We start from the raw sequence: 13,868 nt of genomic DNA on the forward strand, positions 1-13,868 counted from the left end.
GATTACTTGGTGGGCTTGTCGTCGATGTGCCGTGGGTTGTTCCACAGGCGCTCCGTCAGATCGTGGAGGACGGCAAGGGTGATCGTGTCGTCGTCCCGTCGGAGCAGAGACTGACTGACCGTCGCGCGCACCAACGTGGAGTCGGAGTGCACGAACTCCTTGACCGAGCCCGGCTCGGAACTCAGTTCACGATGGGCCTGCTCTGCACTGACGTCGTCGGCGTCCTTGTCGTAGAGGATGTCCTGCAAACGCAACGCCGAGACGGCCTTCTTGGGATATCCCAGCATGTCAGCGAAAGACGGGTTGGCAAAAACGATGCTGCCATCGCGGTGAACGGCCATGACCGGCACCGGAAGCCTGTCGAGGAGAATCAGGGCAGGCATCTGCTCCAGATCCGCAATCGGCGATTGTGGCGGCTGCGCAACGTTGCGGCGGCGTTCCATAACACGTCCTCTCAAGTTGCCCGAGTCGACAACAGTCTAACTGCCCAGCAAATCGCGGGTTGACTTCCCGCCCGGATGCAGTGACGAATGCCCGAATCGTGCCCGCCTGAGTCACGCCGCGAGCGCCTCCTGATCCTCCGCCAAGGAACCGTCAACAACACGATAGACAGTATCCATCCGAGACAGGTGACTTCGGTCGTGTGTCACGAGAAGGGTTGCCGCCTCGCGTTCCCGCACCACCCCGATGATCAGATCCATGACAGCGGCACCGCGCTCCTGATCGAGCGCACTCGTGGGCTCGTCGACCACGAGAAGCTGCGGATCGTTCATCAATGCTCGCGCGAGATTGACGCGCTGTCGCTGCCCTCCCGACAGCTGGGACGGCCGTTTTCCGCTCTGATCCGCGAGCCCGACAGCGTCCAGCAAATCCATCGCTTTTGATTTCACGGCCTTGCGACGGGCCCGTGACGTGAACACGGACTGCCCCAGATGCGCCATCACCTCGAGCTGCTCCAGTGCAGTCAGCGAAGACACGAGGTTCGACTGTTGGAAGACGATGCCGATCGACGAGCGTCGCAGCTCCGACGCCGCCCGCCGACTCAGCGCAGCGATGTCGGTGCTGCCTTCCGGCGTCCGGAGATAGACGTGCCCGGAATCCGGACGGATCAGCGTCGACGCCACCGCCAACAGGCTGGACTTGCCCGAACCCGAGGGCCCGGTGATCGCGGCGATCTCGCCGCGGTGCAGTCGCAGAGACACGTCGTCCAGCGCCGTCACCCGCGATTGCCCATCGGGAAACGTCAGATCGACGTTCTGGATGTCGAGAACTGTGGTGCCGGTTGTCATGGTCATCGTGCGCTCCCCAATGCTGTGAGTGGATCGGTGGTCGAGAGGAATCGAAGTGCAAAGGCCGCGCCGAGCAGACCGAGCCCGATCAATGCCACGGCAGGTACGACGGTGGTGGATGCGTCCAGGACAAACGGCATGGCGTCACCGATCAGCGATCCGGCCACGGCCGTCAGCCCGATTCCGACGGTGACACCGGCAATCAGAACGATGAGCGCCTGACCCAGTGCGTCGCGCACCAGCGAACCGGTAGTCGCACCGAGCGCTTTCAGCGTCGCGATGTCCGGAGTTCGCTGGATCGTCCACACCGTGAAGAACGCACCGATCACCAAGGCTGAGATCGCGAACAACATGAGCGTCATCAACGTCAACGACCCGTTCTCCGACTTGTACGAACCGATCGCGTCGAGCGAACCGCTGACCGTCGTCGACGTCGTCGCAGCCGCCTTGTCCGTTGCGGAAGCGTCGGAGGCTCCGGTGACAGCCAGTACTGTCGCAACTCCGCCGCGTGGATTGGCCGCCTGCCAGTCGTCGAGCGTCATCCAGACGACGGGCGAATGGCTGTACCAGTCGTCACCGCGAACGGCGCTGACGGTGAACTGCTGCGTACCGACACTCACCTGATCGCCGGCGCCCGCCCCCAGATCGCGGGCGGCACCTTCGCTCAACACCACCGTGCCTGACGCCGACGGCGTCACGTCACCGAAACCGCCATCAGCGCCGAACAGGGCCACCGACTTCTGATTTCCGTCGGCCAATCCCGCTTTCCCGCGACCGATTCCGATGGGATCGACGTCCTTCGACGTGGAGGTCCAAGCGTTGACCTGGTCCTGCGTGAGCGCCGACTCGTCGAACGACGCCCCGGCTCCGGTGTCGGCGAACACCACCGTGTCGGCATTCATGGCCTCGATGGCCGACACGTTCTGATGGCGAAGTCCTGCAGTCAACCCGCTGAGAAAACTGACCAGAAGTGCAACCAACAGAACCACGACGGAGATCAGCGCGAAACGACCTCGCGCTGCCCGTAAGTCCCTCATTGCGACAAACACTGTGAATTCCTTTCCTGTGCTTGCCTCTACGCTCTCGCGGATGCAGACTCTTTCCATCGCACCTCGGATCGACATTCCAGCGCTCGAAAGAACCATCCCGGTTTACAACTTTTGATGGATGAACCAGGCCCGAACCTCGCTAAGCTGGGCGAGATGCACCGATCTCCGCTCACGCCTGTCTTCGCCGGCCTACAACTGGGCCTGCATGTCCTTGTCATGGCGCTGGCCGGTGTGGTGTTTCTTCGAGCGCTGATCGACGAATCCGACCTGACCGCAACAATCATCGCGTTGGCCGTGATCTTCGTTGCCGTCTATCTTTTCGGGGTCGCCAAAAGGCTGCGCGGCAACGCTGCCCGCTGGTGGCTGGCCGTGCTGACCCTCGTCTGGATCGCGACGATGGCGGTATCCGCCGACGCCGCCTACCTCGCGTTCGGACTCTTCTTCCTCTATCTCCATATTCTGCGACGCCCCTGGAGTCTTCTCGCCGTCACCGCGGCAACGGCTGTCGCCGTGGTCGGCACCGGCCTGCATCGTGGATGGACGATTGCCGGCGCCGTCGGCCCGATCATCGGCGCTGCCGTAGCGGTTGCAATCGGCCTCGGATATCAAGCGCTGTACCGCGAGGCAGCCGAGCGCGGTCGTCTCATCGACGAGTTGATGAATACTCGTGAAGAATTGGCGTCGACGTCTCGCGATGCCGGAAAATTCGCGGAACGTGAAAGACTCGCCGCCGAGATTCACGACACCGTGGCCCAGGGACTTTCGAGCATCCAGATGCTCCTTCACGCTGCCGAACGCGCCGATCCGGACAGCCCGGCCATCCGTCAGATCAGCCTCGCACGGGAAACTGCCGCGGACAGTCTTGCCGAAACCCGCCAACTCATAGCCGAATTGACGCCCGCGGCCTTGGACGGTCAGTCGCTCGCCGACGCGCTTCGTCGAATCTGCGAACGCGCGAGCAGTCCTGAACTGGAAGCGCGCTCCGTGGTCGAAGGCGAGGCAGTGCGGCTGCCGATGCCCCTCGAAGCAACATTGGTACGCATCGCTCAGGGCGCGGTGTCCAATGTTCTCCGCCATGCGGATGCAACCAGAATGGCTGTGACACTGACCTATTCCGATGACACCGTCAGCCTCGACGTGGTCGACAACGGTCGCGGCTTCGACGTGGCAGTTCTCGAACGTGGCCCGGCGGAATCTTTCGGCCTCAATGCAATTCGCCGACGCGTCGAACTGCAGGGCGGGACTTTCTCAATCGAGTCCGAGCCGGGACACACGGCCGTCGCAGTGACGTTTCCTCTCGAAGTCGGCGAACCGTGATCCGCCTGCTGCTCGCCGACGATCACGCGATCGTGCGCGCCGGGTTACGAGCGCTGCTCGAAAGCGAAGCCGACATCGAGGTAGTCGGCGAAGCGGGCACCGCCGAGGAAGCCATAGCCTTCTGCGCCACCACGCCGGTCGACCTCGTGCTCATGGACCTGCGATTCGGCCCCGGGAAGACGGGCGTCGACGCCACCCGCGCGGTGTGCGCGCTGCCGAATTCGCCGCACGTACTCGTTGTGACCAACTACGACACGGATGCAGATATCTTGAGCGCTGTCGAGGCCGGGGCCAGCGGGTACCTACTCAAGGACACACCACCGGTCGAGTTGCTGTCAGCCGTCCGCGCCGCTGCGAGCGGGGACAGCGTTCTCTCCCCCGCCATCGCGTCGAAGCTCATGACTCGGGTACGTAAGCCCGAAACCAGCCTCAGTCCAAGGGAAATCGAAGTTCTGAAGTTGGTGGCGGCGGGTCGCTCCAACCGAGAGATCGGCAAAGAACTGTTCCTGAGTGAGACCACGGTCAAGTCGCACCTGGTTCACATCTTCGGCAAGTTGGGAGTGAAGTCGCGGACGTCGGCGGTAGCTCGTGCGCGCGAGTTGGGTTCGATCTGACATTTGCCCGAATTGTCGAAAGTAGCTGGACAGCAGCAATTTTCGCCTGCGATTCTCTTGTGTTCGAAACTTTGTTCGATTAAACTTTGAGCATGGACAGTCGGGATGCGTGGCAACTGGATGGCGAGGACCTCAAGGGTGAGGTTCTGGATCTGGTGCGTGTCCGGCACGAGTTGCAGTCGCGGATGGTGTTGCTGATCGTGGAGATGTTTTCCCGGGAGGTTCTCGGTGGGAAGGGTTTTCGGGCGATCGCGCAGTGGTTGCATGGTTCGACGAATCTGGAGATCGGTGAGTGCAGTCTGCTGGTCGGGTTGGCGCGGTTGTTGATGCTCGAACCTCTTGTCGGCGATGCGTTTCATCGCGGCGATGTGGATGCGTTGAAAGCCCGTCAGGTGGCGTCGTTTTGTCAGCATCCGCCGAAGAACATGACCCCGGCGGATGTGGACAAGGCCCGCGGGATCTTGCTCGGGTTGGCGTCGAAGAACATCGCTGATTGTGATGCGGTGCGGGCAGCGATCCGGCGGATCGAGAAAGCAGTACGGCAAGCGTGAGGACGGCGTTCCGGTGGGTGAGGATTCCGAACGTAACGAGTTCTACGCCTCGAAAGGCCTGTACGGGCGCGTGTCGGTGAAGGGCGACCTGGATGCTGTGAACGGGGCACGGTTGATCACGTTGCTGTCGAGCCTGTCGGCGCCGACACCGGAGAAGGACGGCGTCAAAGACACCCGCACCCCGGCGCTGCGGCGGGCGGACGGGTTCTGCGAGTTGTTGCGGCGGTACGAGCGGGCGGGGTTGGGCCCGATCGAGGGCGGAGTGAAACCACACATCACCGTTACCGCGTCCGCGAAAGACATGACGGACCTGCAAGCGTTGAAAGACCTCCTGCCGTCCACCGAAGAACTCGGATTTGCGTGGGCGGATTGGGTGGGCCCGATCAGTATCGATACCGCCCGGATGTTGGCCTGCGACTGCACGGTCACGCGAATTTTGTTGGATGAGAATGGTGTTCCGCTCGACTGCGGTAAGGAAGCGAGAACGGCGACCGTTCCGCAGCGGCGGGCGTTGGCAGTTCGTGATGGCGGGTGTGCGTTTCCGGGGTGCGGAACACCATCCGGGTGGTGCGATGCCCACCATATTGTTCACTGGAACGATGGCGGCCCAACAGATCTCGACAACCTGATCTTGTTGTGCGGTCATCACCACCGGACACTGCACCACACGGAATGGCGGGTGGAGATCGGTCCCGACCGAATAACAGTGTTCTACCCACCCATGTCGATCGATCCGTATCAACAGCCGATCGGCGGGAACAGCCCACCGACAGCGGCGTGAACCGACATAACTGAAAAGGCCAGCGTGTGCACCGGGGAAGATTCATGCCCCGGGGCATACGCTGGCCTTTTCGGCTGCGCTCGATGTCCGTCTTGCGACAGCATCTGTCTCCACTTCGACACGCCGGACCCATAGGGTCGAGGCATGTCTTTCTGCGAACCCGCCCGCGTTGTCACCGTCACGTCCCTGACCCCGCACATGCGGCGAATCAGCATCGAGGCAGAAGGCGACTGGCACTGGCCGACCGGCGGACAAGGCGACGAGCGCATCGACCTCGCGTTCCCGAAACCCGGTGAAACAGAAGCAGAATACGACTACTTCAACAATCCCGACTACGGCAAGGCCGATCTCGGAACCGAGCCACCGTGGCGGCACTACACCGTGCGCAAAGTGCACGACGGTGGCCGACGTCTGGACATCGACTTCGTCGTGCACCCTGGCGGTATTGCAGCGGATTGGGCCCTGCGGGCCGAACCAGGTCACCTACTAGGCGTCTTCTGGTCGGACAGTTCGCGGTCCCACTACCAAGCACCGGCGGGTCCTCGCTGGCAGCTGCTGGTCGCAGACGCCACGGGTCTCCCCGGACTGGGCAGGATTGTCGAAGAACTTCGAGAGGGCGATGTCGCACAGGCGATCATCGAGGTCGAAACCGAAGAGGATCGACAGGAATTTGTCACTCGCGGCGACGTCACGTACACGTGGCTCGTGGGGAGTGGCCTCGGAAAGGCGCCGAGCGCGCTGTTCGAAGCTGTGGAGAAGGTCGAGTTTCCCGAATCCGAAACGGCCGACGTCTACGCGTGGGTGGCGTGCGAAAGCGCAACCAGCCGTCGTATTCGTAAGCATCTGAGAGATGTTCGAGGAATTGCTCGCGACAAGCACAATGTTGTCGGGTACTGGCGAGAGGGCGCCGACGGCCACGTTTCCGGCATGAACAGCGAGGAAGTCACCGTCGGCGCCTGAGCGCCGTGATCACTCTGCCGGCAGCGTGTCGGTAGATTCTGCGTGAGCCTGCTGCGCGTCAGCCGGCTTTTCCGCCAGCATCTCGAACAGTGCTCGGCGTGCCTCGGCGAGAATTGCCTCGGCCTTGGCTACCTGCTCAGCGGTCCCACCTGCGGCTACCGCGACAGCGGCACCTCGGAGTAGGCCCATCGCGGGACGGAGCGCTGCGCCGGCTTCACCGAAGTGAGGCCGACCGTGTCCGCGCTGGTCAGGTCGACCGAATCCGCGCTGACCTTCGCGACCGCGTCGGCCTTCGGGGCGTCCTTCTGCTCGGTCTTCGAAGCGACCCTCGGGGCGCTCGCCATCGAATCCTCGACGGAAACCGTGTCCACGATGCGGGCCTCGGCGGCCATGCTCGCGACGTTCTTGCATTTCTGGGTTGTTGTGTGGGGCGTACATGTTGTCCTCCTGGACTGTCTGTGTTTGTTTGACATATCGACGATATATCGACAATAGATCGAACGCAAGGGTTCGTAGAATAATTCCCGCACCCTCGTCCGGATACGCTGAGGCCGTGAACACGGATCTACAAGCCCAGGCCGCGGACGTCCTACGCCGCCTCGCACTCGACGAATCCCTGAAAGAACGCACCATGGCGGACGCCGCGACGGCAGCACTCGCACGGAAAGTCGCCGCTCGCTACATCGGCGGCGAAACCATCGACGACGCTTTCGACCGACTCCCCTCGATCTTCGCGCGAGGACACAAGGCGAGCATCGAATACACCGGGGAAAGCGTCCGGGATCCCGAACTCGCGAACGCCGAAACCGATGTGTTCGTGGAATTGGCGGAACGGATCGGAACGTCGGCGTAGACAGCACCGTGTCGTTCGACCTCTCGCACATCGGCTTGGTGATCGATCCAGAGCAGTGCTTTCGCAATGTCGTGCGTCTGGCCGAGACCACTGAACGCGCCGGTGCTGAGCTGATCATCTCCGCCGAAGCGTCCGACCGCACCGACCTGGTCCTCGACATGCACGCGCGACTGGCCGAGCGGTTCACTCACGTGGGGATCACCGTTCAGGCCCGACTGCACCGCACGGCAAAGGATCTCACCGCTCTGCTGGACCGACCCGGTCGCATCCGTCTCGTGAAGGGCGCCTTCCTCGAAGCCGAGTCCGTCGCCTACCCACGCGGTAGTGCCGAACTGCGCAGCGCGTATCTCGACTACGCAGCCCGAATCGTCGAATCGGGTCACCAGGTCTCCATCGCGACGCATGACCGCGACATCCTCGAAGCACTACGCGCCGAGCATGATTCGAAGCTCAGAGGCGAGCACGTCGAGTTCGAGATGCTGCTCGGCCTAGGCACCGAGCAACTGGACGCACTCCGAGGAGCGGGCTTCACCACACGCGAATACGTCATCTTCGGAACACAGTGGTGGCTGTACGTACTCAATCGCATCGCCGAAGAGCCGGAGCGTGTCTACACCGCGCTGATCGACGCGGCTTCTACAGAACCTCGGATGGTCGTCGGATCGATGGAACCTCGATGAGCTCGACAATCGCGCCGACCGAATCCTGAGTGTCGTAGTACGCAAAACCTCCGTCCCCGTTCGCCCCATAGCCGTACCCCGACTGAATCAAATCGAGGTCGTGTTCCGCCATTTCGATCATCGCGTCCTTGATCGACGGGACGACAAAACCCAGATGGTGCAATCCGAAGCCGTGACGCGAATGCCATTCGTGGTACGAGCTGGGGCCCTCGAGGAGTTCGATCAGCTCGATTTGGGGACCGACACCGACAAAAGCCAAGCGCATGCCGAACCGTCCTTCCTCACCTCGGTAGCTCAACTCCGGAACGTTGTCGGGCCCATACGTGTAGATCGACCAATCGTCTCGGCCGAGAATGCCGCTCCACAGTGCAACGGCCGATTCCAGATCAGGCACAATCATGGCGATCTGTGCCACCGGGTTTCCCCGCAGGGGCTCAGGGAGCGAGTCTGCCTTGACGCCTATCACTTGCCACTCCTCGTTCGGTTCGGTTATCGGACCAATTCAACAGCAGTCCGTTCACAGATTGATCATGTGTCCGGCAAGCCCGTGGAAAGCCTCCTGCAGCGCCTCACTCAGTGTCGGGTGAGCGTGAACGTTGCGTACGAGGTCTTCAACTGTCAGTTCGAATTTCTGAGCGAGCGTCAACTCTGGCAACAACTCGGTCACTTCCGGTCCGATCAGATGTCCACCGAGCAACTCACCGTACGTATCGTCGCTGATCAGCTTCACGAACCCGACAGCGTCCCCTAGACCATGCGCCTTGCCGTTGGCACTGAACGGAAAGGTAGCCACCTTGACATCCCAGCCCATGGTGCCGGCCTTGTCCCTCGCTTGCTGCTCCGTCCATCCGAAGCTGGCAACTTGGGGTTGGCAGAAAGTTGCGCGGGGAATCATCGGGTAGTCGACAGGGATGGTGTCTACGCAGGCAATCGTCTCAGCCGCGACCACGCCCTGGGCCTCTGCGACGTGAGCGAGCATCAACTGTGCGGTGACGTCGCCGATTGCGAAGATTCCGGGCACTGAAGTACGCATGTACTCGTCGACCATCACGGCTCCTCGCTCGGTCAGTTCGACGCCTGTCGTCTCGAGGCCGTAGCCGTCGGTCCGCGGAACAAATCCGATCGCTTGGACCACCTTGTCCGTGAGCAGCGTTCGCGCCTCGCCACCCTGCCTCACTACTACCTTGACCTGTCCACCCGAATCGACGATCTCCTCCACCGAAGTGGAAACCAGAATCGTGATCCCGGATTTCTTGTATCGCTTCGACAGTTCGGCAGATACATCCGCATCTTCCAGCGGAAGGATCCGCTCTGCGTACTCGACCAGCGTGACGTCAACTCCGAAACTGTTCAGGACATAGGCGAATTCCACACCGATCGCTCCTGCACCGGCGATGACCACGCTCTTCGGCAGCTCGCGAGTGAGAATCTGCTCCTCATACGTGACTACATTGTCGCTGCGAGTCGTGCCTGGAAGTAGCCGTGGCTCTGCTCCACTGGCGATAATCACGTTGTCGAAAGTTATCGTCGCGGAATCGCCACCCGATACCTCGAGGGTATTCGGTCCACGGAATACGCCGCGACCGTTGTACTGCCGAATACCGTTCTTCTTCATCAGGTAATTGACGCCCTTGGTTCGGCCGTCCGCAACAGATCGACTGCGGTCGAACGCAACCCCGAAGTCAACCGAAGTGACACCTTCGATTCCGAACATCGAGGCTCCGTCGGTCACCAGGTGCGCAATCTCCGCGTGCCGTAGCAGTGCCTTCGACGGAATGCATCCGACGTTCAGACATACGCCACCCCAGTACTTTTCCTCGACCACAGCAGTGGAGAGCCCCAGGTGCGCGGCCCTGATGGCCGCAACGTAGCCACCGGGCCCAGCTCCGAGTACGACCACGTCGTAGTGTGAATTCATACCTGTGCCTCCCACTTTCTCGCGATGTCTGCTCAGCCGAAGATCTGGATCGGGTTCTCGAGGACTGTGGTGAAATGCTTCATCCACTTCGCGGCGATCGCCCCGTCGATCGGACGATGATCAACCGAGAGAATCACTCGCAGGACCGTCCCGACCTCCAGCCGTCCCGCCACGACAACGGGCTGCTCGGTCGCTGCTCCAATTGCAAGAATCGACGATTGAGGAGGGTTGATTATGGCCGAAAATTCCTCGACCCCGAACATCCCGAGGTTCGAGATCGTCGTCGACCCACCTTCGAGTTCGTCCTGCCGAATCTTCCCTGCACCTGCTCTCGCTACTAAATCTTTTGTAGCGCTGGCAATTTCGGAAATGGACATGGCGTCGACCCCACGCAGAACGGGAGTAAGCAACCCGCGATCGGAATCTATCGCGATCGAAATATCCACCTCGGCAAAGGTTCTCACTGCGTCTTCGACCCAGATCGAGTTCATCTCCGGCACCAGCGTATGCGCCTTCGCCATCGCTTTGATCAACAGATCGTTGACCGACACCTTGGAAGCGCTGACTTCGTTGAGCTGCCTGCGCGCCTCCAGCAACGCATCGACCCGCGCAGAACCAGAGATGTAGAAATGGGGCTGTTTCTGCTTACTCGATGTCAGCCGAGCAGCAATTGCACGACGAAGTCTCGTGTGCGGTGTGTCCGTGAAGGCAGAGCCATGGCCTTTGACACCAGCGCCCTTCACACCAGCATCTTTCACTGCGACGGCCTGTGCCGAAGCGGTCTTTGCTGCTATTGCGGCATCGACATCGTTACGTACGACGCGTCCGTTCGGGCCCGATCCCACGATGTCACCGAGGTTCAGCCCTGCCGATTCCGCTAGGCGTCGCGCCAAGGGACTCGCGAAAATTCGCGGCGCCCCCTCATCGGCCACTTTCTCGCCCAGCACGGTCGGAGACGACGAACCGTCGGGTTCGTCTACAGCAGTGGATGTTTCAGGCTTGGCAGAGCGCCCATGGGCATCACGGACCCCGAACTCGGCCAGCAATGCCGCAATATCCTTCACGACTTCGCCCCGATCAGCGAGGACGGCGATCGGTGCACCGACCTCGACGGATTTCCCTGGTTCGACGAATGTGTGTACAAGTACACCCGCGGACTCGGCCTCGATCTCAACCGTCGCTTTGTCCGTTTCGAGAACGGCCAACGGTTCGTCGACATCGAATTCCGAATCGACAGCAAGCGGCCACTCGGAGAGGATTACGGTGGTAGCTCCGGCTGCCACCTCTGGCATGCGCAGTAATGTCGCCATGGCGGTTGATTGCTCCTAGAGAATTTCTGCCGATGAGGGTGAATGGGTTCGGTTCGGTCGCTTCACGATCGAGTGATCCTCTTCAACGCTTCGACCACTTCATCCGTCTGTGCAATTGCCGCACGTTCGAGCACTTTGCTGATGCTCGGCGATGCCTCAGACCCCGTCACTCGCTGGATGGGCTGATCAAGCCAATCGAAGAATCGGCGCTGGATTTCATCACTGAGCCAGCCGCCGTACGACGTTCCGTATGCTCCTTGCTCAGCGATGACCACGTTGTTGGTCTTTCTGATGCTTTCGCCAATGGTGTCCCAGTCGATACTCGCTTGGTCGAGCCAACGGAGATCGATGACCTCGGCATCGACTGTCCCGATTTCATCCACTGCCTCGAGGCAATGCCCCACCATCGACAGGTAGGAAATGATCGTGAGATCGCTTCCGCGCCGACGCACTGCGGCCTTCCCGACCGGCAGGAAGTAGTCGTAGTCATCGGTCGGCGCCTGGCCGCTCGTGCCATATAGGTCTACGTGCTCGATGACCACCACCGGGTCGTTGCATTGCAAAGCGCTGTTCATCAAGCCGATGTAGTCGTACGGCGTGGACGGTGCGACGATGCGCCATCCCGGGGCAGTTGCAAACACTCCGGCAGGGTCCATGGAATGTTGCGAGCCGTAGCCGGTCCCCATAGCGACCTTGCTGCGCAATACGAAGGGCACGTTGCTGTCCCCTCCGAACATATGTCGCGCCTTGCCGATCTGATTGAAGATCTGGTCGGCTGCCACCCACATGAAATCGGCGTACATGAATTCGACGACTGGTTTGTACCGTCCGTCCAATGCGATTCCGCCACCGAGGCCTGCGAACGCATTCTCACTGATCGGAGTGCCGAGCACTCTGCCCGGGTATCGATCAGCCAATCCTTTTGTAGCGCCGTTCGTTCCGCCCTTCAAGCGATGGATGTCCTCACCCATCACGACGATGGAGCTGTCGGCGTCCATGCGACGGTCCATCACCTCCGCCACGACGTCGATGAACTTCCGATCGGCCATCTCGCCGCCGAACTCCTCTGGCTCGACGAATCGGACACCCTCGAACTCACTGAGATCACCACGTATTCCGACATCGACGAAGTTCACGTCCGGCCATTCCGATGTCTTGATTCTGACCTCGCCAGGCTTGCCCCCTGGCACTGTTTCCAGCAGCTCGCCACCGATCTCCTGCATTACTCGGGAGGCTTGCGCGACCGCCTCGGCTACGTCGGCTTCCGTCAGCAGCTTCCGACGGACCACTTGATCGGTGAGCAGGCGAAGCGGATCGCGCTTTTTCCAGGCCTTTTCTTCGTCCTTCGTGCGATAGCCGAAAGCGCTGCCCGGGAATGGGCCGTTCTGGTGAAAGAAGCGATAGACATCCGCTTCGATGATCGTGGGGCCCTTACCCGAACGCATGTGGGTGAGGGCCTCCTGCATCGCGAGGTGGACCGCAAGCGGGTCCATACCGTCAACCTTCCAACTAGGAATGTTGAACCCGAGCCCGCGTGCCGACAATCGCGGTTCACCGGTCGCTTCCGCGACATGCGTGGAGACCGCATATTGGTTGTTCTCGATGAAGAAGCAGATCGGAAGATCCCATGCTGCTGCCAGATTGAACGATTCGAGTACCGAACCGATGTTGACCGCGCCATCACCGAAGTAGGTAACTGCGACCGCATCGGTTCCAGCCTGACGGTGCGCCCAGGCGAAACCTGCAGCTTGCGGTACCCCGCCTCCGACGATCGCATTCGTACCCATCGCGCCGGCTTCTTTCCACTGCAGGTGCATGGACCCGCCACGACCACGGCAGTAGCCGCGCGACAGACCACAGATCTCTGCGAGGCTGCGGGTCAGTACGGTTCGGACCTCTGGCGAAAGTTCAGCGGTCGGATCCAAACCGTCGACAGCCACGTGGGCCAGCGCCTTGGCAAGGAACTGATGATGTCCGCGGTGGGAACCGTTGATGGAGTCGGCGGATGTGAGGCCGACGATCGACCCCACAGCCCCACCCTCTTGTCCGATGCTGGAGTGGGCTGGACCGTGAATCAGTCCCTTCCCCGCCAACTCCAGGACGTATTCCTCGAAGGATCGGATCAAGATTGTCTGAGCCAGCATCGTGGCGAGAAGCGACGGGGCGGCGGCATCCCAGTCCTTGTTCGATGTTACCAGTTCCACCCATGGTGATGCTGCGGTGAGTTTCTTGTGCGTGGTCATAGTCAGTCTCCGGATCAGGCCTTTGGACGGCCAAGCTTTGGCAGCACGTCTGGACAGCGCGGAGGGACTCGCGCAAGGCGGTCCACTTTCCGTGTTGGGCCTCACATTGCCATCGAATGGATCCATTCGCAAACCTGCCCAAGTCTCGATCGACCACAAATGTGGCTTGTCCCACTTGACGAACAGGGCCAACACCCCGCAACATACGTGCTGAGACTTTTGTCCGGCATGAAAAATAGAGTGATTGGATCCAAAACGGTGAAGCATTCAGGCCAGATCGCAACCGCGGTCAACCATGCGAAC

General features: G+C 61.1%; 14 protein-coding genes and 1 pseudogene. 6 read left to right on the forward strand and 9 right to left on the reverse strand.

Features of this window, described 5'->3' with window-relative positions:
* Window positions 1-2: 2 nt before the first annotated feature.
* The 3 genes from ACYP01_RS27900 to ACYP01_RS27910 all read right to left on the reverse strand — a co-directional run bounded on the left by ACYP01_RS27900 (window position 3) and on the right by ACYP01_RS27910 (window position 2,338).
* Window positions 3-443 carry a PAS domain S-box protein gene (locus ACYP01_RS27900; RefSeq protein ID WP_003943598.1) on the reverse strand — a complete coding sequence of 147 codons (441 nt, stop codon included), beginning with the start codon at window positions 441-443 and terminating at the stop codon, window positions 3-5.
* A gap of 111 nt (window positions 444-554) precedes the next feature.
* Window positions 555-1,295, reverse strand: a complete 741-nt coding sequence (locus ACYP01_RS27905; protein ID WP_003943539.1) for an ABC transporter ATP-binding protein — start codon at window positions 1,293-1,295, stop codon at window positions 555-557.
* The gene (locus tag ACYP01_RS27910; protein ID WP_039973533.1) at window positions 1,292-2,338 is read right to left on the reverse strand and encodes an ABC transporter permease; all 1,047 of its coding nucleotides are present in this window, start codon (window positions 2,336-2,338) and stop codon (window positions 1,292-1,294) included. The genes ACYP01_RS27905 and ACYP01_RS27910 overlap by 4 nt, the downstream gene beginning before the upstream one ends.
* A gap of 114 nt (window positions 2,339-2,452) precedes the next feature.
* Here ACYP01_RS27910 and ACYP01_RS27915 point away from each other — a divergent pair, with 114 nt between their 5' ends.
* The 4 genes and pseudogenes from ACYP01_RS27915 to ACYP01_RS27930 all read left to right on the forward strand — a co-directional run bounded on the left by ACYP01_RS27915 (window position 2,453) and on the right by ACYP01_RS27930 (window position 6,561).
* Window positions 2,453-3,655 (forward strand): sensor histidine kinase, encoded by a 1,203-nt coding sequence (locus tag ACYP01_RS27915; protein ID WP_003943587.1) that lies wholly within the window; start codon window positions 2,453-2,455, stop codon window positions 3,653-3,655.
* Window positions 3,652-4,269: a response regulator gene (locus ACYP01_RS27920; RefSeq protein WP_459683276.1), complete on the forward strand. Its 618-nt coding sequence runs from the start codon at window positions 3,652-3,654 to the stop codon at window positions 4,267-4,269. Before ACYP01_RS27915 ends, ACYP01_RS27920 begins: the two co-directional genes overlap by 4 nt.
* 92 nt (window positions 4,270-4,361) lie before the next feature.
* Window positions 4,362-5,601: pseudogene (locus tag ACYP01_RS27925) on the forward strand (HNH endonuclease signature motif containing protein).
* A 144-nt stretch (window positions 5,602-5,745) separates the two neighbouring features.
* A complete protein-coding gene (locus tag ACYP01_RS27930; RefSeq protein ID WP_283377350.1) occupies window positions 5,746-6,561 on the forward strand; it encodes a siderophore-interacting protein in 816 nt (271 codons plus the stop codon).
* Between the two features lie 9 nt (window positions 6,562-6,570).
* Here ACYP01_RS27930 and ACYP01_RS27935 read toward each other — a convergent pair whose 3' ends face one another.
* Window positions 6,571-6,750: a hypothetical protein gene (locus ACYP01_RS27935; RefSeq protein ID WP_459683278.1), complete on the reverse strand. Its 180-nt coding sequence runs from the start codon at window positions 6,748-6,750 to the stop codon at window positions 6,571-6,573.
* A complete protein-coding gene (locus ACYP01_RS27940) occupies window positions 6,717-6,953 on the reverse strand; it encodes a hypothetical protein (RefSeq protein ID WP_459683280.1) in 237 nt (78 codons plus the stop codon). The genes ACYP01_RS27935 and ACYP01_RS27940 overlap by 34 nt, the downstream gene beginning before the upstream one ends.
* Window positions 6,954-7,114: 161 nt before the next feature.
* On the opposite strand from ACYP01_RS27940, the gene ACYP01_RS27945 reads away from it, so the two are divergent.
* A complete protein-coding gene (locus tag ACYP01_RS27945; RefSeq protein WP_459683282.1) occupies window positions 7,115-7,414 on the forward strand; it encodes a hypothetical protein in 300 nt (99 codons plus the stop codon).
* 8 nt (window positions 7,415-7,422) lie between these two features.
* Window positions 7,423-8,094, forward strand: a complete 672-nt coding sequence (locus ACYP01_RS27950) for a proline dehydrogenase family protein (protein WP_459683284.1) — start codon at window positions 7,423-7,425, stop codon at window positions 8,092-8,094.
* Here ACYP01_RS27950 and ACYP01_RS27955 read toward each other — a convergent pair.
* From ACYP01_RS27955 to ACYP01_RS27970, 4 genes are all read right to left on the reverse strand, one after another.
* Window positions 8,051-8,560: a VOC family protein gene (locus ACYP01_RS27955; RefSeq protein ID WP_037130945.1), complete on the reverse strand. Its 510-nt coding sequence runs from the start codon at window positions 8,558-8,560 to the stop codon at window positions 8,051-8,053. The two genes, ACYP01_RS27950 and ACYP01_RS27955, sit on opposite strands and share 44 nt — an antisense overlap.
* 51 nt (window positions 8,561-8,611) lie before the next feature.
* Entirely contained in the window at window positions 8,612-10,012 is a 1,401-nt protein-coding gene (gene lpdA / locus ACYP01_RS27960; RefSeq protein WP_387387218.1) for a dihydrolipoyl dehydrogenase, read from the reverse strand.
* A 32-nt stretch (window positions 10,013-10,044) separates the two neighbouring features.
* The gene (locus ACYP01_RS27965; RefSeq protein ID WP_459683287.1) at window positions 10,045-11,322 is read right to left on the reverse strand and encodes a dihydrolipoamide acetyltransferase family protein; all 1,278 of its coding nucleotides are present in this window, start codon (window positions 11,320-11,322) and stop codon (window positions 10,045-10,047) included.
* Between the two features lie 62 nt (window positions 11,323-11,384).
* On the reverse strand, window positions 11,385-13,565 hold the full coding sequence (locus ACYP01_RS27970) for an alpha-ketoacid dehydrogenase subunit alpha/beta (protein ID WP_459683289.1): 2,181 nt from the start codon (window positions 13,563-13,565) through the stop codon (window positions 11,385-11,387).
* Window positions 13,566-13,868: the final 303 nt, after the last annotated feature.

The organism is Rhodococcus sp. no. 34 (assembly GCF_054589475.1).